Here is a 19,750-nt window from a genome sequence, read left to right on the forward strand (position 1 = left end):
CTACGAACCGTTTCAGCCACGAGTGAGAGAACCCCCCGCAGCCCCGTGGCTCGACAAGGTACAATAAATGCGATCGAACTTAACGCTTATATTTAAAAAGCTACACACAACGCCACAGGAGACAACGGACGTATGGGAAAAGTAGTTGGCATTGACCTCGGAACGACAAACTCAGTAGTAGCTGTCATGGAAGGCGGCAAACCGGTTGTGATTGCCAACGCAGAAGGGATGCGGACAACTCCCTCGGTGGTTGCTTTCACCAAGGAAGGAGAACGCCTTGTCGGACAAATGGCCAGACGCCAAAATGTTCTTAACCCCCAAAACACCTTTTACGCCGTCAAACGGTACATCGGGCGCAAATATACCGAACTGACTCCAGAAGCAAAGCGCGTCCCTTACACAACTCGCCGCGAGGAGAATGGGAACATCAAAATTAAATGCCCTCGCCTGAAAAAAGATTTCGCCCCAGAGGAAATTTCGGCGATGGTGTTGCGGAAATTGGCCGATGAAGCTAGCCGCTATCTCGGACAAGAAGTCACGGGGGCTGTAATCACTGTTCCCGCTTATTTCAACGACTCGCAGCGACAGGCGACGCGGGATGCTGGCAGAATTGCCGGACTTGATGTGAAGCGGATTTTAAATGAACCGACTGCGGCTTCTTTGGCTTACGGTTTGGAAAGGCGAGAAAGTCAAACTATTTTAGTTTTTGATTTGGGCGGCGGTACTTTTGATGTATCTATCTTAGATGTTGGAGATGGAGTATTTGAAGTCAAAGCAACTAGCGGCGATACTCAATTGGGTGGCAATGATTTTGACCAGAAAATTGTTGATTGGTTGGCTGAACAATTTTTAGAAAAAGAAGGGGTGGATTTACGCAAAAACCGCCAAGCTTTGCAGCGCTTGATCGAAGCATCTGAGAAAGCTAAAATTGAGCTTTCGGGAGTTGGTGTTACTGAAATTAATTTGCCGTTTATTGATGCTAATGAAGATGGGCCTTTGCATTTGGAAACGCGACTAACTCGCGGTCAATTTGAGGGGCTGTGCACCGATTTGGTGCAGCGGCTGCGGCGGCCGGTGAAACAAGCTTTGGCTGATGCAAATTTGAGTCCTTCTCGGATTGATGAAATTGTGTTGGTTGGCGGTTCGACTCGGATTCCTTTGGTGCAGGAAATTGTTCGCAGTTTGATCGATCGCGAACCGAATCAAAATGTGAATCCCGATGAGGTTGTGGCCGTGGGTGCTGCAATTCAGGCGGGAATTTTGGGCGGGGATGTCCGCGATGTGCTGCTGTTGGATGTGACGCCGCTGTCCCTGGGCTTGGAAACTATCGGCGGGGTGATGAAAAAACTGATTCCTCGCAATACTACTATTCCCGTTAGGCGATCGGACATTTTTTCGACTGCTGAAAACAACCAAACTGTGGTAGAAGTTCACATCATCCAAGGGGAACGGGAATTAGGTAGAGATAATAAGTCTTTGGGAAGGTTTAAACTAACTGGAATTCCGCCGGCACCGCGAGGGATTCCCCAGGTACAAGTTGCTTTTGATATTGATGCTAACGGGATGCTGTTGGTGACTGCTTTAGACAAAACTACCGGCAGGGAACAAAGCATTACTGTGCAAGGTGCTTCGACGCTGAGTCAGCAGGAAGTGAATCAAATGATTCGCGATGCGGAACAGTTTGCTCAAGCTGATAAGTTGCAGCGGGAAAGGGTGGAAAAACGCAATCGTGCTGAGGCTTTGGCCTATCAAGCTGAGCGACAATTGCGGGAAGTTGCACTCGATCGCGGAATGCAGTTTGCTCAAAGAAGCCGCCAGCGCATTGAAACGTTAATTCGGGAATTGCGAGACAGTTTGGAACGCAACGACGAGCGGGGAGTTGACCAAGTTGGTTCGGATTTGCAAGATGCTCTTTACGATTTGAACCGCGAAGTTTCAGCTTTTGCTGAGGATGACGATGATGATGATTTCTTTGAGTCTGTGAAGCGGACTTTTACGGGCGATGGTACGAAGCGACGCAGTGATGACAGCAGCTATTATACGAATGCTAAGCCGTACAGGCGATCGACTGTCGATCCAATTCCCGATCGCCCCTACGATCGCGATCGGATGCCAGATCGCGATCGATCCTACGATCGTACACCCGATCGTAGAACCAGCACTAATCGCCCGACTCGCCCCTATCAAAACCAAAGCGACGACTGGGATGATGACGACGATTGGCTGTAATTGAAGGAAGAAGGAAGATTTTTGGAGAAGGAAGAAGGAAGAAGGAAGAGGGAAGAAGGAAGAAGGAAGAAGTAAGAAGGAAGGAAGGAAGAAGCAGATTTTCCGCACACAATATGTGATGGCTTTTTTCTAACTTCTTCTACACTTCTTTTTTCTCTTCTCTCTCCTCTTTTTTCTCTCCTCTCTCCTCTATCCTCTACTACACTAGACTTCTTTGAAATCGATAGAGATCACTATAATAAGCAAGGAGAAAATTATGTTTTATAGCCCATAGAGAACAATACATTTGGCAGCGGGGTATTTATCTTTGTCAACTTTGCTACGAATTAACCAAATCTTTTCCTCCATCTGAACTATATGGTCTTACCAGTCAAATTCGCCGTGCATCTGTATCAGTACCAGCTAATATTGCTGAGGGATATGGACGTGTTAGCAGGAAAGAGTCGATATTTACAAATAGCTCTTGGTTCACTGCGAGAACTGGATACTCATTTAGTGATTTCTGAAAAAGTGGGGTTAGGAACACACGAGCAAATATCACCTGTTGTTAAAGACGTAGATGAAGTCACACGACTAATTGTCAGCACTATCAATAAACTTCAAGCCGAATAAAACCTCTTTAATTCTTCCCTCTTCCCTCTTCCTTCTTCCTTCTTCCTTCTTCCTTCTTCCCTCTTCCTTCTCCAATTATGCAAAACTTTCGTAATTACTATCAAATTCTGGGAGTACCCAGAGATGCTAAGGCTGATGAGATCAAAAAAGCCTATCGACGACTCGCGAGACAGTTGCACCCTGACGTAAATCCGGGGGACAAATCTTCAGAAGATAGGTTTAAAGATATTAATGAAGCCTACGATATTCTTTCAGACATCGAAAAGCGTGCTCAATACGACCAGTTTAGTAAATTCTGGAAACAAAAGGGATTTCAAGGGAAACAAGGCGTAAAACTTCCCAATTTTACAAGTTGGGGAAACAACAAAGCTAGCCGTAAAAAACCTGCTGAAGATATCGATTTTAGCGATTACTCAGATTTCAATAAATTTCTCGACCAAGTGCTCGGAAGACGCAGGGAAGTGAGAATGGCGACAGCAAATGATGCACCGCGAGTGTCCACTTCGGAACCGTGGAGTACCGGTTCTAAAAAAACGAGTTATGTTGCTAATTCTAGGGAAGATAGAAGGGATTTTGACGATCGCGAAATGCGACGAGAAACAGTCGATCGCGAAATGCGACGCGAAACAGTCGATCGCGAAATGCGACGCGAAACTAGAGAAATAGACGATCGCGAAATCAGAAGAGACATCGAGGCGAGGCTGACTCTGCCTTTGGAAAGAGCTTATTCCGGCGGTACTGAGCGCATTCGTTTGGACGACGGGCGGTGGATCGAGGTAAATATGCCTGGGGCGATGGTATCGGGCCAGCAAATTCGCCTGCGAAATCAAGGTATTGGCGGCGGCGATTTGTACTTAAAAATCACAGTTTCTCCCCATCCATTTTTTAGCTTAGAAATGTCGGATATTTGCTGTCAATTGCTGCTGACACCCTGCGAAGCGGTGCTTGGTGGAGATGTGGAAGTGCCGACGCTGGATGGCCCGGTGAAGATGAAACTACCGCCGGGAGTCACGTCTGGGAAGCGGTTGCGGCTGGCGAATAAGGGCTATCCGACTGGAAATGGCGATCGGGGCGATCAGCTAGTAGAAATTCAGGTGTTAATTCCCAAGGAAATTAGTGAAGAGGAACGGGAATTATACGAAAAATTGCGGCAAATTGAGACTTTCAAACCGCGTCAAGATTTGTCTGTATAATTCTGTAGGGTGCGCACTGCGCACCTTCTAAGCTGTTGCGCATTTAAATTGTGTGTCAAAAATCAATCACACTTTTGTGGGGTGGGCTTCTAGCCCGCGCCTAATATGCAATTTAAAAGCAGAACAGCTTACTAATTATGTTGAGAAATCCTCAATAACATAAGTAAAATTACTGTTGCAATTCTTCAGGAACTAGCGGACAATTAACCCTAAGCTAATTTTCCCACAATCAGGAGCAGTCTGCCGCCATGACTCAAATGCCGCCTCAATGCAACAATCTGCAAGAGCAAGTTGACTCTTTACTGCAACTGCTGCGTCAGGAATCGTCTTTGCGACAACAAGATATCACTGCGGTACAATCTTCTCTGAAAAAAGCAACTTCTCCCCAATTTGAGATTGTGTTTGCGGGTGCTTTCAGTGCGGGAAAATCAATGCTGATCAATGCTTTGCTGGAGCGTGAATTGCTCTACAGTGCTGAAGGACACGCCACAGGTACTGAATGCTACATCGCCTACGCTGAATCGGCCCAAAAAGAGCGCGTTGTTCTCACTTTTTCGAGCGAAGTTGAGATTCGCGCTCAAGTTTATGCTCTGTGCGAACAGTTGAATTTAACTACTGAAATCAATATTAATCAAATAGATGTAGTAAAGATTTTATCTCAGGGATGTTCGATAATTATCGAAAAGGAAGGCGGAGAAAATAAATCGGAGCAAGCCAAACAAGCGAAGGCTTTGACTCTGCTTTTAGAAGGATTTGAAGCGAATCGCGATCGCATCCAAACTGTCGAAAATGCCACGTATTCGATGGAACAGTTTAACTTTTCCAATCTCAAGGAAGCTGCTAGTTATGCGCGGCGCGGGAGCAACAGTGCTGTACTCAAGCGAGTTGAATATTACTGTTATCATCCGCTGCTACAAGATGGCAATATTATTATCGATACGCCGGGAATTGATGCGCCTGTCAAACAGGATGCGGAATTGACCTATGATAAGATTGAAAGCCCGGATACTTCGGCGGTTGTCTGCGTCTTGAAGGCTGCGTCGTCTGGGGAAATGACGACGGAAGAGACGGAGTTGATGGAGAAAACGCGATCGAATCCGGGAATTCGCGATCGCCTATTTTACATTTTCAACCGCATTGACGAAACTTGGTACAACACGCAACTGCGACAGCGCTTAGAAAATCTGATTAATTCCGACTTTCGCGACACCACCAGAGTCTATAAAACCAGCGGATTGCTGGGATTTTACGGGAGTTTGATTAGAGGGACAACCGGGCGCGATCGCTTTGGTTTGGATACAATATTTGCCGAAAGTCGCGATCGCCTGGATGCAGACACGAATTCGGGTAACAACAGCGAAAATAGTCAAGAAACACCGCAATTTGTCAACGAATTTAACCGCTACTGCGCCAATTCCGGCAAACTGTCTGCTAGCCAATTTCGGATTTCAGTTAACAGTTACGAAACCCCAAATCAAAACTACGTGCGGATTCTTGCGGAACAAGGTCAACCATTAATCCAGCAATTAATTCAAGATAGCGGCATCGAAGATTTTCGCACAGCCATCACCGATTATCTCACCAAAGAAAAGCGCCCGCAACTGTTCAAAAATCTCGCTGACGATTTAGAGGATTTGTGCATTCAACTGCGGAAACAATACCAAACAATTCAGCGGAGTTTGGACAGCCAGCCCCGCGAAATTGAAGCGATGAAAGCCCAGGAACTTTTGCGGCTAAATCAAGAATTGCAGCAAGTTGGACAAGAATTTCGGGAACACATCGCCGCCGAAGTCAATGATATGATTATGAACAGATGCGATATTTTCGATACAGATTTTCGCCAACTGCAATCTCGGATGATCCGTCGCTTGGATGAATTGTTAGATGGATTTTCGGTTGAGGCGGCTTACGGACGCACTTTGATGACTCATCCGCGCAATGCTACAGCGCCTTTAATTGCGGTTTTAGTGGAAGCGCTTTATTATTTAGCGAATCAGTTGGAAGATATTTTAGTAGAGGCTACTAAGTCACTGGTTGATAATTATTTCCAGTATTTGAAAGACAGTGTTCGTAAGTCGGAATACTATCGATTGCTTTATCGGTTGTTGGGGAATGATGGGGGAATTGAACAGCAGTTAGAGGAGTTGTCGCAGCGGGTTTCTAATGCTTTGGTGAATGCAGCGGGCGTGGAGTGCGATCGCTACGTGCGAGAAAGTCCCCGTTTTTACGACGAAGGCACGTTTTCGATTTACCAATTCCGGGAAACATTACAGCAAACATCTCAAGGTTTCGACTGCGAAAATATGGTAGACGCGCAACCGGCAATTCGGCAATTGTTGAGGCTAGATTTCGAGCCAAAAGTATCTAGAACTATTCGGCAAACTTTCCGCCAAACTGTTAATCAAACTCTGAAAGAGCATTTGTTACCGATGGCGGAGAAGCAAGCTGATGATATTTTGCAGAAATACAGTCAAGCCCGCGATTATTTAGAACAAACTTTAGCACAGGAAGCTGAGGAGAAGATTGCTAAAAATCTGCGGCTGCAAGTTGAGAATGAAGAGAAGATTCAAGAGTACGATCGGGCGGTTTCTGGGATTAATGGTTGTTTGCGGGCGATGAAGTTGCACGAGCATTTGTTGCCTGTAATTGAAGAAAACAATAGCGTTGCCGTGGATTTTGAATAATTGAAATTTTGGCGATTGGAAACCGGGCGATTGGAAACCGGGCGATTGGAAATCCGGCGATTGGAAACCGGGCGATTGGAAACCGGGCGATTGGAAATCCGGCGATTGGAAACCAGGCGATTGGAAACCAGGCGATTGGAAACCAGGCGATTGGGAATCGCGGCTACACAGACAAAACCCGCCTCCGCGGGTTGAAGACATTCTTAGGAACGAAAATTTAATAACTTAAACAGCTCCTACAGTCCTCTCTCCTATAATCTGGGAAGTAAAAGGAGACAGAGCCTCCTGATCTGCGTTACCAGGCAGAGCGAAAGTAACAAGCAAGTCGATTAAGTTATTAAATTGTCATTCCTTATCGTCAGTGTTGCGGTGCTGTAATATATCCAGAATGCGTCGATTTTCAGTTTGAAGACCCCGGATATCTAATTCCACCATCTCCATCCGCTGAAGGCTTTGAGTCATGAGTTGAAGCATCGCATCGATATTGCGCTGCTGAATTTCAATATTGCGATTCATAGTTTCAATATTCCGCTGGTGTACTTCGGTTGTGGAAATTAAAGCACTAACAGCTACTTTAATATCGATCGCGTCATTTTCGAGGCGATCGACACGATTGGGGATATTGCTAGATTCAGTCATGGGGCTGCATCAGTATTGTATATCCGTTATTTTAGCAAGTTTTCAGGTGTGTTAGCTAGCGGGGCGATCGCACAATACATATCTCTTCCAAAAGCAAGTATTGGGACATATCTCTTGTAAAAGCAAGTATTGGGCAGGCAGGATGCCTGCACCACAGTAATTAACAGATTTTAACCCAAGCCCAAATCAGTCACAGCACCAATACTGCTAGAAGAAACCAACTTAGCGTATTTAGCCAAAACTCCCCTAGTATAGCGAGGTTGAGGAGCCTGCCAAAGAGCCCGTCGCCGCTCCAATTCTGCATCATCAACATTGAGCTGCAACAACCTATTTGGAGCATCAATCGTGATTGAATCGTCCTCATTTACGAGAGCAATTATGCCGCCAACTTGCGCTTCCGGTGCCACGTGACCGACCACCATACCGTAGGTTCCGCCGGAAAAGCGGCCATCAGTAATTAACGCCACAGAATCGCCTAAACCTGCGCCAATAATTGCGGAAGTTGGTGCTAACATTTCGCGCATTCCCGGCCCGCCTTTGGGCCCTTCGTAGCGGATGACAATTACATCTCCGGCTTTGATTTTGCCAGCCAAAATTGCAGCCAAACAATTTTCTTCCGATTCAAATACCCGCGCTGGGCCGGTAATTTGTGGTTTTTTAACACCTGTAATTTTAGCAACGGCTCCTTCTGTTGCCAAATTTCCCCTCAGAATTGCTAAATGTCCTTGGGCGTACATCGGGTTTTTCCAAGGACGGATGACATCTTGATCGGCGCGCGGTTCGGCTGGAATATCTGCTAACACTTCAGCAATAGTTTGGCCGCTAATTGTCAGCGCATCGCCGTCTAGCAAACCGCGTTCCAAAAGCATTTTCATGACTTGCGGAATTCCACCGGCTTTGTGCAAATCGGTGGCTACGTATTTGCCACTGGGTTTGAGGTCGCACAATACTGGTACTTTCCCTCGAATAGTTTCAAAATCGTCGAGGGATAGTTTAACGCCGATCGCATTTGAAATCGCCAATAAATGCAGCACAGCGTTGGTTGAACCGCCGACTGCCATGATTACCGCGATCGCATTTTCAAAGGCCTTCCGTGTCAAAATTTGGCTCGGTAACAACTGTTTCCGAATCGCTTCCACCAAAACTTTGGCAGATTCCTCAGCGCTGTCAGCTTTTTCGGCATCTTCAGCAGCCATTGTCGAAGAATAGGGCAAACTCATGCCCATCGCTTCAAAAGCGCTGGACATTGTATTTGCGGTGAACATTCCGCCACAGGAACCGGCACCGGGACAAGCTTTTTGTTCTACTGCGGTGAGTTCTGTTTCGTCAATTTTGCCGGCGCTGAATTGACCGACTGCTTCAAAAGCGCTGACTACGGTTAAATCTTGTCCGTTGTGGTGTCCCGGTTTGATCGTGCCACCGTAGACAAAAATAGCAGGAATGTTCATGCGGGCGATCGCAATCATCGCCCCCGGCATATTCTTATCGCAGCCGCCCACAGCCAGCACACCGTCCATACTTTGGCCGTTGCAAACCGTTTCAATGGAATCAGCAATCACATCTCTCGACACCAGAGAATATTTCATCCCTTCAGTTCCCATCGAGATCCCGTCGCTGATCGTAATCGTACCGAACATCTGCGGCATCGCGCCAGCTTCCCGCGCACCGGCCACAGCCCGCAAAGCGAGCTCGTTCAATCCCATATTGCAGGGCGTAATCGTGCTGTACCCGTTAGCAATCCCCACAATGGGCTTAGTGAAATCGCCGTCGCCAAAACCCACGGCCCGCAGCATAGCTCGGTTGGGCGCGCGCTGCACACCGCCAGTCACAGCTTGGCTTCTCAAATTTTCAGGCATTTTAAAATTTCCTTTGTCAGTTGTCAGTTGTTTGTGGTTCAGTTGTCAGTTGTCAGTTGTTTGTGGTCGCTGGCTGTTGACTGCTGACTGTTGATATCTTTACGCTATCTTTGATTCTCTCAGAATCGCTGACATTTGTGAGGCCCTCTAGAATAGATTCGCACAGCAGTGTGGGGACAGCAGAGGGCAAAAATTATACTGATACTAAAGTGTGCAGGGTGAATACCGTGGTTATCTGGGATGATGTGTGTGGTATAACCCGTCATTCTAACGTTTGAAACAAAAATTGCGAGGCTAATGACATGGAGGCCGATCGAATTCTGAGGCAATATGCGGCCGGAGAAAGAATTTTTCGAGAGATTAACCTCGCGGGAGCCGACTTAAAAGGGGTCAACCTCAGCGAGGCTAATTTTACCCGATCGAATTTCCAAAACGCCAACCTCAAAGGCGCTAACCTGACGGGAGCGAACTTGCGCGAGGTGAAATTGGCAGGAGTGGACATGACGGAAGCCAACCTCAGCGAAGCAAATCTTATCGGTACCGATTTGAGCCGCGCCAATCTCAGCGGGGCTAACTTGGTGGGAGCAAACCTGCGCGGCTCAATGGCGAGAGAAGTCAACATGACTAAAGCAAATTTGACGGAAGCAAATTTGACAGAAGCCAACTTTACCGAAGCGAATTTGTTTGCGGCTAACTTAACGGAAGCTAGCATGATTCGCACTAATTTGATGAAGGCCAATTTAAGTTGGTCAACTCTCAAAGCCGTAAACCTGACAAATGCTATCCTCAGCGAGTCGCTTTTAGAAAGAGCTAATCTGACTCAGGCAATTCTCAGCGGGGCGATGCTGAGTGGGGCCAACCTGACTGGTGCAGACTTGCGCCAAGTCACGATGGTTGGAGCTAATCTCACCGAAGCTAATCTGAGCAATGCTAATTTGAGAGTTGCCAATATGAGTTGGTCAACGCTGCGCGGAGCTAACTTGAGCGGTGCTAATTTGTTCCGGGCTAAGCTTTACTGGTCTAATTTGAGCGGGGCTATTCTGGTGGAAGCTGTTTTGATTGATGCTAATCTCAATCGAACTAACTTCCGTGATGCTGATTTGAGGCGGGCAATTATGCCTGACGGCGCCACTAATGACTCTCAATAGTTAACTGTTAACTCTCAATAGTTAACTGTTAACTGTTAACTCTCAATAGTTAACTGTTAACTAATATCATGTCCGGTTGAATAGTTATCATACTTTTGTCCGACCATGCCCAATGCCCCATGCCCCATGACCTGTTTGGCCAATGCCCAATGCCCCATGCCCCATGACCTGTTTGCCCAATGCCCGTAGGTTTTATTAGCAATTAACCGGACTTGATATAATGAATGTTAGCGAATTATTGATTCTGGGTGCGGCCGGACTGTTTGCGGGTATCCTAGCTGGTTTTTTGGGTATCGGCGGCGGTACGGTGCTTGTACCTTTGTTGGTGGCTCTCAATTATGCTCCGGTGCAAGCGGTTGCTACTAGCGGTTTGTCGATCGTAATTACGGCTCTTTCTGGCAGCATCCAGAATTGGCGCATGGGCTACCTCAATTTGAGTCAAGTCGCAGGCATCGGATTTCCTGCCGTCATCACAGCACAAATTGGTGCTTATTTGGCGGGGATATTTCCGCCTTATTTGCTGTTAGTTTCTTTTGGGTTGTTGTTGTGGTTGAATATTTATTTGATTGAAGTTCGCAAGCACCTGACAGCTAAGAAAGCGGAAGGGGAAGGGGAAGAATCAGGCTCAATTTCCAATTCCCAATTCCCAAACAATTCAAATATTTTATTTAATCCAACTTTTGCTAAAATTGCGACTGGCAGTGCGGCGGGTTTATTAGCGGGTTTGTTCGGCGTTGGTGGCGGCGTGATTATGGTTCCTCTGCAAATCTTGCTGTTAGGAGAAAGCATTAAAACCGCAATTCAAACGAGTTTGGGTGTCATCGTCATCACTGCTATTTCGGCGACGGCGGGACACGCGGCGCGCGGCAATGTTTTGTGGGTTGTGGGGTTGATTCTGGGGGGTGGCGGTTTGTTAGGGGCGCAAATTAGCACGCGGTTTTTGCCGAGATTGTCCGATCGCACTATTAGTTTAGCTTTTCGATCGCTCTTGGCAGTATTATCGCTCTATGTTTTCTGGCAAGCTTGGCAAAAATTTAGTAATGGGTAATTGGTAAGGTGCGCAGTGCGCACCCTACGAAAGACTAATTTTCTGATAGTTTCTTGACGGCGCGAGTCAGACGCTGCAAATAAGGCTTGACAATTTCTTGATTTTGGCGCTGCAACTCGGAAACCTGGTTCTGCAAAAGGTGAATCTCGGTTTGCAACATCCCTGTGTCTATTGTCGGTCGATCGAGCAAAACCTGCAATTGCTTCAGAGAACCTTGGATTTCATTCAAGTCTACTTCAGTCGATCGCTCCTGCAACTCTGCTGTAATAGTTTTAACCTCAGTTAACTTTTCGTCCAGCAATAAAAATCGGACATTGACATTTTCCCAATCATGCTCTCTGAGGGCGCTATTTTCCAGAATGCGGAGTTTTTGCTGCAAATCCGACAGCATGGTGTAGAGTTCCTGAGAATCGGCAGGAAGTGCCTGTGCTTGGCGTTCGAGGGATGCTACCGCACCTTGTAAGTCGGCGATGGGGCCCGATTCCAAAATACCGAGTTTTTGTTTCAAGTCGGAGACGGTGGTGTCGAGTTGGACAAGTTCTCCAGGTAGTCTCTGAACTTGCTGCGATCGACCTTCTACTGCGGCCTGCACCTCCGCGATCGCAGAATTTGCCTTGTATTGCATTTTTTGCTCGAAACGCTGGCGATTGGCGAGATTTAGCGAGAGTGCTGCGGTTAACGGGGCGGCAGCGTAGAGAATTTGGCCCGACAATCCCGCAGCAATCGTGCCAATCGCTGAACCGGCAATAGAGGCGTATTCTGCCAATTCTAGCCAATCCGGCTGGTTTGGGGAAATTCTCAAAGCTGGGTATGATGCGTCTTCGATCTTCTGCATAGCCTTTTAGTCGTAGTCTGATAGATTCCGATACCGACATGATATAGCGATCGGCAAATAAATCAGGGTCATTTATCAAAATTTCGGGATTGTGATATTTTTACTTACTTCTGCCGAATGCCAAAAGATGAGAATGAGTGCCCTCAAAGCGGTCGGTGTCGGGTAAAATTCAGAATGCGCCGATCGTCTGTCAGGAGTATACAGAAAATGGGTCTCAAGATTATTGAAAGCTACGATAGCAGTTTTGTCCTCGAACCGGAGGCTAAAGCTGCACTGTTCGGTTCACTAACCAGTGACAGCTTTCTCCAACAAGTAGCCGGACAATTGCAGTGCTCGCGGATCGAATTTGCCGAGTTACTTTTTCAGCCAGTCCCTTACAGCAGCGAGACGCCGAAGGGAATGCCTGCGGAATTTCAAAAGTATCACGAATCGATCGATTTTGCGATCGTCAACGTCCCGCCCAATTTCATGTTTCAAGCCAAAATATTTAAACCCAGCCGCCTCTGTGCCGTTTATCGCGTTTTCAAGAATTAGTTAAACAGTTGACAGTTGACAGTTGGCAGTTGGCAGTTGGCAGTTGATAGTTGGCAGTTGACAGTTGGCAGTTGATAGTTGGCAGTTGGCAGTTGACAGTTGACAGTTGACAGTTGATAGTTGACAGAAGGAAGAAGGAAGAAAACATACACAGCAAGCTTTTTAGCATCCGTCCGTATTTCACCTTCAATTAAGTAGATTTACTTAAAAATCAGGAAAATTTCAGGAAAAATTAACATCGATAATTCAAACAACAAATGACAGAAGAAATTCACCCTCTCGCCAGCTTAGAATTCATTCCCTACATTGACTCAGAAGGGAAATTGCCCGAATTTGTCCAGGGTAAAATCGGCGTGTACGCGATTTTCGACAACGAAAAAGTCCTGCAATTTGTCGGCTATTCCCGCGATACTTACCTCAGCCTCAAACAGCATTTGGTGCGCCAAACCGAACATTGCTACTGGCTAAAAGTCCAAATTATCGATCGACCCAGCCGCACTATACTAGAAAGCATCCGATCGAGTTGGATTTCCGAAAACGGTTCCCAGCCCCAGGGCAACGCTGCCGATGCCACCAAGTGGAACGATCCCATCGACACCAAAACCGTGATGACTGCCCAAGAAATCGCAAATTATGAAGGTATTGTCGCCGATGAACTTGCCAAAGATAAATTGTTAAAAAATGTAGCGCGGCGCGTGGAAAATGAAATTTTATCGCTGCTCAAACTTCGCGGTGTAACTGAAGAAATCCGGTTTAATCCCAAGCTGAAAACTAGCGGTTTGCTGGATTTAAAGTAACTACGCTCTCAGGCTAATTCCACACAATCTACCCTGTTTGCAGTCAGGAATTAAGTCCTCTCTCTCAGGACTAAAGTCCTCACTACAAACCTTTTTGTATTGAGGACTTAAGTTCTTTCTCTCAGGACTTTATTCCTGACTACGAACTTATAACATTTTAAAATTTATAGCAACCGCCGCATCGGGCGCAGACATAAATAACCTCATAAATAGAGCCGATACCAGTCAAGCATAAATAGTTTGATTCCCGTACTGTGCAACTGTCAACTGTCAACTGTCAACCGTCAACTGCCATAACAGATATCGGAATCTGCAAAATGAACTCTGTCCCCCCGCCAAGAGCAGAAATACAACTGATTTTACCTCCATGTTTTTCCACTATAATATCGTGACTGATAGCCAACCCTAATCCAGTACCGCTGCCGACAGGCTTCGTGCTAAAAAATGGGTCAAATATCCGGTGGTACACTGCCTCGCTGATCCCACAACCGTTATCGGCAATGTGAATAACAACCGATTGATTGTTTTGAATTGCGAATTTTGAATCTGGATTGTGCAGCGCAGGTTCTGAGTCAGAAGTTACTGAAGTGCTGATGGTAATTTTTCGAGGATATGGTTTAGTTTCCAGGGCATCAATAGCATTACTTAGCAGGTTCATGAACACCTGATTTAATTGACTGGCGTAACAGGTGATTTTTGGTAGTTGACTGTAGTGTTTGATCACCTCAATTTCACCGGCCTTGTTTGCTTCCTTGAGCCGATGTTCCAAAATAACTAAAGTATTGTCAATGCCTGCATGAATATCCACTGACTTATTTTTTTCTTCGCCAAGGCGGGAGAAGTTGCGCAAAGATAGCACAATTTTGCTGATCCGAGAAGCACCATCTTTCATCGAATTCAGCAGTTTTGGATAATCTTCTGCAATGAAGTCGGGTTGAATTTTGTCCAATTCGTCGGTAATTTCTGCAACGGGGTGCGGGTAGTAATGTCGGTATAATTTGATGAGGCGAACCAAATCTCGTGCATAGTCAGCAGCCATACCAATATTGCCGGAGATAAAGTTGACTGGATTGTTGATTTCGTGAGCAATTCCTGCGGCTAGTTGACCTAAAGAAGCCATTTTTTCCTTCTGTATTAACTGAGCTTGAGTCTTCTTAAGTTCAGTTACAGTTTGTTCGAGTTGTTGGGCGTAGGATTGTGTTTGTTGGAACAAATGGCGCTGCATGATTTGATTTGAGACGCGGGCCAGAACTTCTTTGTCGTGAAACGGTTTTGTGATATAGTCTACACCGCCAACTTCAAAGGCTTTGACTTGATCTAACACTTCATTCAAAGCACTGATAAAAATAACCGGAATGTCCTTAGTTGTGGCAGAAGCTTTTAACTCTTTGCAGACTGTGTAGCCGTCCATATCTGGCATCATGATGTCCAGCAATATCAAGTCGGGAGGAGTTAATTCGATCGACCTTAAAGCTAGTTGACCGTCGGGTGCGGTGCGTGTTTTGTAGCCGTGCTTCGAGAGTATTTTAGATAAAAGATGCAAATTATTCGGAACATCATCAACAATTAAAATATTCCCTTTTAACAGGGGAGTTGTTTGGTCATTCATATCTTTCTAAGAAGTCAGTAGTCATTAGTCAGTAGTCATTAGTCATTAGTCATTAGTCATTAATCATCAGGAAGAAGGAAGCTTTTAGTTATCGTCGCGAGAGAAGGAATAAGCCATATTTTACAAGGATGTCAGCAATTATGAACCTCCTCAGCTTCGGGCGCGGTTGCTATTTTTTTAAATAACCTTTGTAGGTTTGTAATGATGACTTTAGGATCAATACGATTCACTTAAGATAATCCGATCGGCAAAACGATGTGACAAAAATATACTGCGATTGCTTTCCAGAAGCGCAATGACAAAAAAGCGTTAAATGAACTGTATTGACTTTAGTATTCAAAGTTTAATGAGGACTGTAGTCCTCACTACGAACATTATTTAATATCATTGTTATTTCGTTTCGGGACGGATGAGAGCTAGTATTTGATTGAATTGAAACTCGTTAGCTAATGCGGCGAGAGCGCTGGCTAAAGAGTGATTTCGATCGCGAATTAGCTCAATTTGATTGAGAATCAATTCTAAATCGCACTCAATTGTAGCTTTCTCTAAATCAGCCAGCCAACCCGCTGGTAAAGCTGCGATAGTCTCTGAAGTCGGAGCCTCGATTGGAGTTGGCTCCGGCACATTCTCCGGTTCATCGTAAATGTAACGCACTCCGAGATGTTTGTGGAGCGTGGTAAATATTTCTGCCTCTCGAAAGGGTTTGTGGATAAAGTCATCGCAATCATCTGATGCAGTAACGGTTCGCGCTTCCTCGGCGCTAGCGGCACTGACGGCAATAATGGCGGTAGCTTGACCTTTAATGGTGCCTTTGATACGTTGCGTAGCTTCATGTCCATCCATCATGGGCATCCACATATCCATAAAAATTAAGTGTGGCTCGAAACTCGACCAGATTTCAATGGCTTCTACACCATTACTGGCTTCTTTGAGTTCAAAGTCAAAGGCTGCAAGGATTTTGATCAGCAGTTTGCGGTTGTCCTCGCGATCGTCCACAATCAAGATCCGATAGCGCTGCTGATTAGGTTCGAGGGCTATTATCCGACGCGGCGGCTGTACCAGTTGAATGTCCGCCGCCTCAACCGCGCTGACGGGGAGATCAAAGGCGAAGGTAGTGCCGCGCCCTACTTGACTGCGCACAGTGATCATGCCACCCATCAGCTTGACAAACTCTTGACTGATGGCTAGCCCCAAGCCGGTTCCCTGCTGAGATGTTTCCCCTGTTTTGGTTTGGACAAAGGCTTGAAAAAGCTGATCTAACTCATCACTCGCCATGCCGCAGCCGGTGTCTTTTATTTCAAAATGTAATTTGTAATTGATTGGTAATTGCTGATTTTCAGGCTCCATAACCCAACTTACTTTTACCGCAATTCCTCCCTCTTTCGTAAACTTAATGGCGTTAGAAAGTAGATTAATTAAAACTTGGCGCAATTTAATTTCATCGGTTTTGACGTATTGGGGAGTATCGCTAGAGTAGCTAAATATTAACTCCAATTGTTGCTCCCGCGCCTGGAGTTGGAACATCTCCTCCACCTCGTTTAGTAGTCTGCTTAATTTAAAGTTTGTTGGGTTGAGGGTAATGCGTCCCGCCTCTATTTTGGCTAAATCTAATATTTGATTGATCAGAGTTAGCAAGTGTTCTCCGCTGCGGTTGATGATCTGGAGATTTTCCTGTTGTTCGCGGCTGAGGTTTGTTGAGCGCTGCATCAATTGGGAGAATCCTAGAATTGAGTTGAGAGGGGTGCGTAATTCGTGGCTCATGTTGGCCAAAAAAGTGCTTTTCGCGAGGTTGGCTGATTCTGCTGCCCAGGCGGTTTGTTGGAGCTGTACTGCTTGCTGTTGAGTGGCTTCGAGCAATTGAGCTTGTTGTAAGGCTACTCCGAGTTGAGTGCTAATTTGCAGCGCAATATTGATCTCTGCTTCGCGCCAAGTACGGGGCCCAGAATTTTGATAGCTGGCGAGCAAACCCCACAGTTGAATGCCACATAATATGGGTGAAATAATGTAGGATTTAGCTTGAAATTGCTCTAATAGTTTCAGGTAACAAGGAGTAAACCCAGCGGTGTATATGTCTTCAATCATGCGGTAAGCAACGCCTCGATTGTACATACCGCCTTGATTTCTTTGTAGATAGGTATCTCGCACTGGTTCTCTGTAGGTTTGGAGCGTTTTTACTGTACAGTTAGAGTCTTCGACAAGATTGTTTGACCAATCAGAATCGTTCGATTGTTTTTGGATCAGAGATGTCCAGCCTTCCGCCATTGACTCGGCAACAAATTCGCCGCTCCAATCTGGATTAAAACGATAGATGGCGACTCGATCGCATTTTAGGGTTTCTCGCAGCTCAGAGGTTGTGGTTTGGAAGATTGTGTCAATATCTAAGGACTGACGGATGCGATCGATCGATCGCCCGATCGCTTGTTCCCGCTGGGCGCTTTCTCGCAAAGCTGCCTCGGCTTGTTTGTGAGCGCTAATATCCAAGACAGTGCCGAACCAACGGATCAACTGCCCTGTTTGATCAAAAACTGGTTTCCCTCGGACTTCCATGTAAGTGAGCGAGCCATCTCTGCGGATCAGCCGCAGATCGAGTTCAAAGCTTTTTTTGTGGATACGTCGCTCCTCAAGCATTGTCAGATAGGGCGATCGATCTTCGGGATGAAAACGCTCGACTAATTCTGGGGTTGCTAGCGGTTTTTGAGTCGGATCGAGCTCGAACATACGATAGAGTTCTTGACTCCAAGTGCTTGTGGCTTGGGCTATATCGTATTCCCAACTACCAATATGGGCAATTTTTTGGGCTTCCAGCAGTCGGGCTTCGGCTAACTGGCGATCGCTAATATCACGGGCTACCCAAACCGCAGAGCGATCGGACAATGGCGAAATTTTAGCAGCAAACCAAACTTCTTGGTTATTAATTTGCAGACTGTAATCAAAATTAATAGTTTGTTGGGTTGCTAATGCCTCTCGAACTCGATCGAAATAAATCTCCTCGCTTTCGTCTTGGAAAAATTGTTGGATGATGGAGTCGATCTGACTCGTGTGATAGTTGTCTTGAAAAATTCCCTTGGTGGGTATGATTTGGATGGTTTTTTCTGTGGGTTCTAAAATTAAGATAATATCTGCGATCGACTCGAATATTTTTAGAATTTGCTCGGTAGAACTGTAAAACTTTTCTTCGAGCAATTGGCGATCGGCAATTTCATCCTGTAATAGTTCATTAGCACGAGCTAAGGCGGTGGTACCAACTTCGGTTTCTAAAGTGCGATTGTAGTTAGTTAAGATTTTTTCTGATTGTTTCCGGCCTGAGATGTCAGCAAAAGCATTGACGGCATAAATAATGTTTCCGCCTGCGTCAAAAATTGGTGTGGCGCGCACCTCAAGAGGAATAATTTCCCCATTTCGATGCAGTTCTAAATCGTCAACGAGCACCGTTTCGGCCCGCAGCGCTCGGAAGGCGGGCAGTTCTTCTGTTGGATACGGCTGATTTTGGCGGTAGATTTGATAAACTTCTACCATTTCTTGTAAAGTCGCTTCGGGGATATTTTCTACGCCGAGCAAACGCTTGGCAGTTTGGTTTAAGTAGATGACTTTACCCGATGTATCGTGGATAGATATCCCTGCGGGTACGGCTTCGATAAATTGCTTGAGTTGGCTCTCACTCTGCGCTAAAGCTTCAGTTAAAGATTTTTGTTCTGCAAAAGCCTTTTGCAGTTGCGCTGCCATTAGATTGAAGGAATTGGTGAGTTCTCCGACTTCATCGCAGCGTCTAATTTCTAAAGGTTGATCCCATTCGCCTTTTGCTACATTTTTGGCGGCGGTATTCAAGCGCAAAATGGGTTTTGTTACCCAACGGGAAGTCAAAAATCCGATCGCACTCCCGATCGCCAGCGTACCCGCGCACAACCACAATGTATTGCGCGTATTCGCTTGAATGGGAGCCATGAAATCCGACTCTGGCACCACCACCACAATCAACCAATCCAAGCCACGGGCATCTCGATAGGGAGTGACGCGGAGAAATTGCGGAGATCCCTCGATCGTCAAAGTCAATTGCTGGGCTGTTTGTAGGGTGCCCAAATTGCCAAATTTGTTGGCGAGTTGCTGAGCAATATATCGGGTGCGGACATCCTGGCTGTTGATGCGCCGCAATGGCATCGGTTGCTGTTTTCCTTGCTTGACAAAAGGCGTTTCTAGGGTGGATGTGGCAACCAAATTGCCCGATCGATCCATGATGAAAGTTTGTCCAGATTTAGAGAAGTGCAGCCGATCGAGAAAAGTGCTAATTTTGGACGGCCCAGAATCATTGGTGAGGCGATCGGCAATTCGCTCTCCTACTTGCTGCATTAGCTGCTGCGCTACCTCCTCGACGGCTTTTTGACCACTTTTAAAAGAAAGAAAGCCTACGACGCCGACGGCGCTGACTGTTAGCAAAACAAACGGAACAATCAAAACTGTTCGCAGGGGAAGCTTGCGGAAAAGTTTTGCTGCTGGGCGGTTGAGGGGATTAATGGGCATAGCGGTAAAGGAATTGCCCTAGTGGAGGCTGATTGTTATGAGTTTTTTACC

13 protein-coding genes and 1 pseudogene are annotated in these 19,750 nt (G+C 46.1%); 9 read left to right on the forward strand and 5 right to left on the reverse strand.

Features of this window, described 5'->3' with window-relative positions; all coding sequences use genetic code 11:
* Positions 1–132: 132 nt before the first annotated feature.
* From dnaK to K4039_RS02500, 5 genes and pseudogenes are all read left to right on the forward strand, one after another.
* Positions 133–2,229, forward strand: coding sequence for a molecular chaperone DnaK (gene dnaK, locus K4039_RS02480; RefSeq protein ID WP_265233536.1), 2,097 nt, complete (start codon positions 133–135; stop codon positions 2,227–2,229).
* Positions 2,220–2,348, forward strand: a complete 129-nt coding sequence (locus K4039_RS02485; protein WP_265233537.1) for a hypothetical protein — start codon at positions 2,220–2,222, stop codon at positions 2,346–2,348. Before dnaK ends, K4039_RS02485 begins: the two co-directional genes overlap by 10 nt.
* A gap of 180 nt (positions 2,349–2,528) precedes the next feature.
* A pseudogene (locus K4039_RS02490) lies at positions 2,529–2,841 on the forward strand (four helix bundle protein).
* A 77-nt stretch (positions 2,842–2,918) separates the two neighbouring features.
* Positions 2,919–4,034 (forward strand): J domain-containing protein, encoded by a 1,116-nt coding sequence (locus K4039_RS02495; protein ID WP_265233538.1) that lies wholly within the window; start codon positions 2,919–2,921, stop codon positions 4,032–4,034.
* A 248-nt stretch (positions 4,035–4,282) separates the two neighbouring features.
* A complete protein-coding gene (locus K4039_RS02500; protein ID WP_265233539.1) occupies positions 4,283–6,718 on the forward strand; it encodes a dynamin family protein in 2,436 nt (811 codons plus the stop codon).
* A 345-nt stretch (positions 6,719–7,063) separates the two neighbouring features.
* Here the strand turns inward: K4039_RS02500 and K4039_RS02505 are convergent, their stop codons facing one another.
* Complete coding sequence (locus K4039_RS02505) at positions 7,064–7,357, reverse strand: hypothetical protein (protein WP_265233540.1); 294 nt, start codon at positions 7,355–7,357, stop codon at positions 7,064–7,066.
* A 170-nt stretch (positions 7,358–7,527) separates the two neighbouring features.
* Positions 7,528–9,213 carry a dihydroxy-acid dehydratase gene (ilvD, locus tag K4039_RS02510; protein ID WP_265233541.1) on the reverse strand — a complete coding sequence of 562 codons (1,686 nt, stop codon included), beginning with the start codon at positions 9,211–9,213 and terminating at the stop codon, positions 7,528–7,530.
* 302 nt (positions 9,214–9,515) lie between these two features.
* On the opposite strand from ilvD, the gene K4039_RS02515 reads away from it, so the two are divergent.
* Complete coding sequence (locus K4039_RS02515; protein ID WP_265233542.1) at positions 9,516–10,361, forward strand: pentapeptide repeat-containing protein; 846 nt, start codon at positions 9,516–9,518, stop codon at positions 10,359–10,361.
* A 220-nt stretch (positions 10,362–10,581) separates the two neighbouring features.
* Positions 10,582–11,409, forward strand: coding sequence for a sulfite exporter TauE/SafE family protein (locus K4039_RS02520; RefSeq protein WP_265233543.1), 828 nt, complete (start codon positions 10,582–10,584; stop codon positions 11,407–11,409).
* Positions 11,410–11,443: 34 nt separating this feature from the next.
* On the opposite strand, the gene K4039_RS02525 is transcribed toward K4039_RS02520, so the two are convergent.
* On the reverse strand, positions 11,444–12,244 hold the full coding sequence (locus K4039_RS02525; RefSeq protein ID WP_265233544.1) for a hypothetical protein: 801 nt from the start codon (positions 12,242–12,244) through the stop codon (positions 11,444–11,446).
* A gap of 207 nt (positions 12,245–12,451) precedes the next feature.
* On the opposite strand from K4039_RS02525, the gene K4039_RS02530 reads away from it, so the two are divergent.
* Positions 12,452–12,778, forward strand: a complete 327-nt coding sequence (locus K4039_RS02530; RefSeq protein WP_265233545.1) for a hypothetical protein — start codon at positions 12,452–12,454, stop codon at positions 12,776–12,778.
* 257 nt (positions 12,779–13,035) lie between these two features.
* Positions 13,036–13,575 (forward strand): GIY-YIG nuclease family protein, encoded by a 540-nt coding sequence (locus K4039_RS02535; RefSeq protein WP_265233546.1) that lies wholly within the window; start codon positions 13,036–13,038, stop codon positions 13,573–13,575.
* Positions 13,576–13,852: 277 nt separating this feature from the next.
* Here K4039_RS02535 and K4039_RS02540 read toward each other — a convergent pair whose 3' ends face one another.
* Together K4039_RS02540 and K4039_RS02545 are read right to left on the reverse strand one after the other, a co-directional pair.
* Positions 13,853–15,184, reverse strand: a complete 1,332-nt coding sequence (locus tag K4039_RS02540; protein ID WP_265233547.1) for a hybrid sensor histidine kinase/response regulator — start codon at positions 15,182–15,184, stop codon at positions 13,853–13,855.
* Between the two features lie 390 nt (positions 15,185–15,574).
* On the reverse strand, positions 15,575–19,699 hold the full coding sequence (locus tag K4039_RS02545) for an ATP-binding protein (protein ID WP_265233548.1): 4,125 nt from the start codon (positions 19,697–19,699) through the stop codon (positions 15,575–15,577).
* Positions 19,700–19,750: the final 51 nt, after the last annotated feature.

This window comes from Lyngbya sp. CCAP 1446/10 (genome assembly GCF_026130175.1).
Lineage (GTDB): Bacteria > Cyanobacteriota > Cyanobacteriia > Cyanobacteriales > Microcoleaceae > Microcoleus.

Bases quoted from the DNA above. Each gene is read 5' to 3' on its own strand.
- dnaK (WP_265233536.1), top strand. From the start codon at position 133: ATGGGAAAAGTAGTTGGCATTGACCTCGGAACGACAAACTCAGTAGTA.
- K4039_RS02495 (WP_265233538.1), top strand. From the start codon at position 2,919: ATGCAAAACTTTCGTAATTACTATCAAATTCTGGGAGTACCCAGAGAT.
- K4039_RS02500 (WP_265233539.1), top strand. From the start codon at position 4,283: ATGACTCAAATGCCGCCTCAATGCAACAATCTGCAAGAGCAAGTTGAC.
- K4039_RS02505 (WP_265233540.1), bottom strand. From the start codon at position 7,357: ATGACTGAATCTAGCAATATCCCCAATCGTGTCGATCGCCTCGAAAAT.
- ilvD (WP_265233541.1), bottom strand. From the start codon at position 9,213: ATGCCTGAAAATTTGAGAAGCCAAGCTGTGACTGGCGGTGTGCAGCGC.
- K4039_RS02515 (WP_265233542.1), top strand. From the start codon at position 9,516: ATGGAGGCCGATCGAATTCTGAGGCAATATGCGGCCGGAGAAAGAATT.
- K4039_RS02520 (WP_265233543.1), top strand. From the start codon at position 10,582: ATGAATGTTAGCGAATTATTGATTCTGGGTGCGGCCGGACTGTTTGCG.
- K4039_RS02525 (WP_265233544.1), bottom strand. From the start codon at position 12,244: ATGCAGAAGATCGAAGACGCATCATACCCAGCTTTGAGAATTTCCCCA.
- K4039_RS02530 (WP_265233545.1), top strand. From the start codon at position 12,452: ATGGGTCTCAAGATTATTGAAAGCTACGATAGCAGTTTTGTCCTCGAA.
- K4039_RS02535 (WP_265233546.1), top strand. From the start codon at position 13,036: ATGACAGAAGAAATTCACCCTCTCGCCAGCTTAGAATTCATTCCCTAC.
- K4039_RS02540 (WP_265233547.1), bottom strand. From the start codon at position 15,184: ATGAATGACCAAACAACTCCCCTGTTAAAAGGGAATATTTTAATTGTT.
- K4039_RS02545 (WP_265233548.1), bottom strand. From the start codon at position 19,699: ATGCCCATTAATCCCCTCAACCGCCCAGCAGCAAAACTTTTCCGCAAG.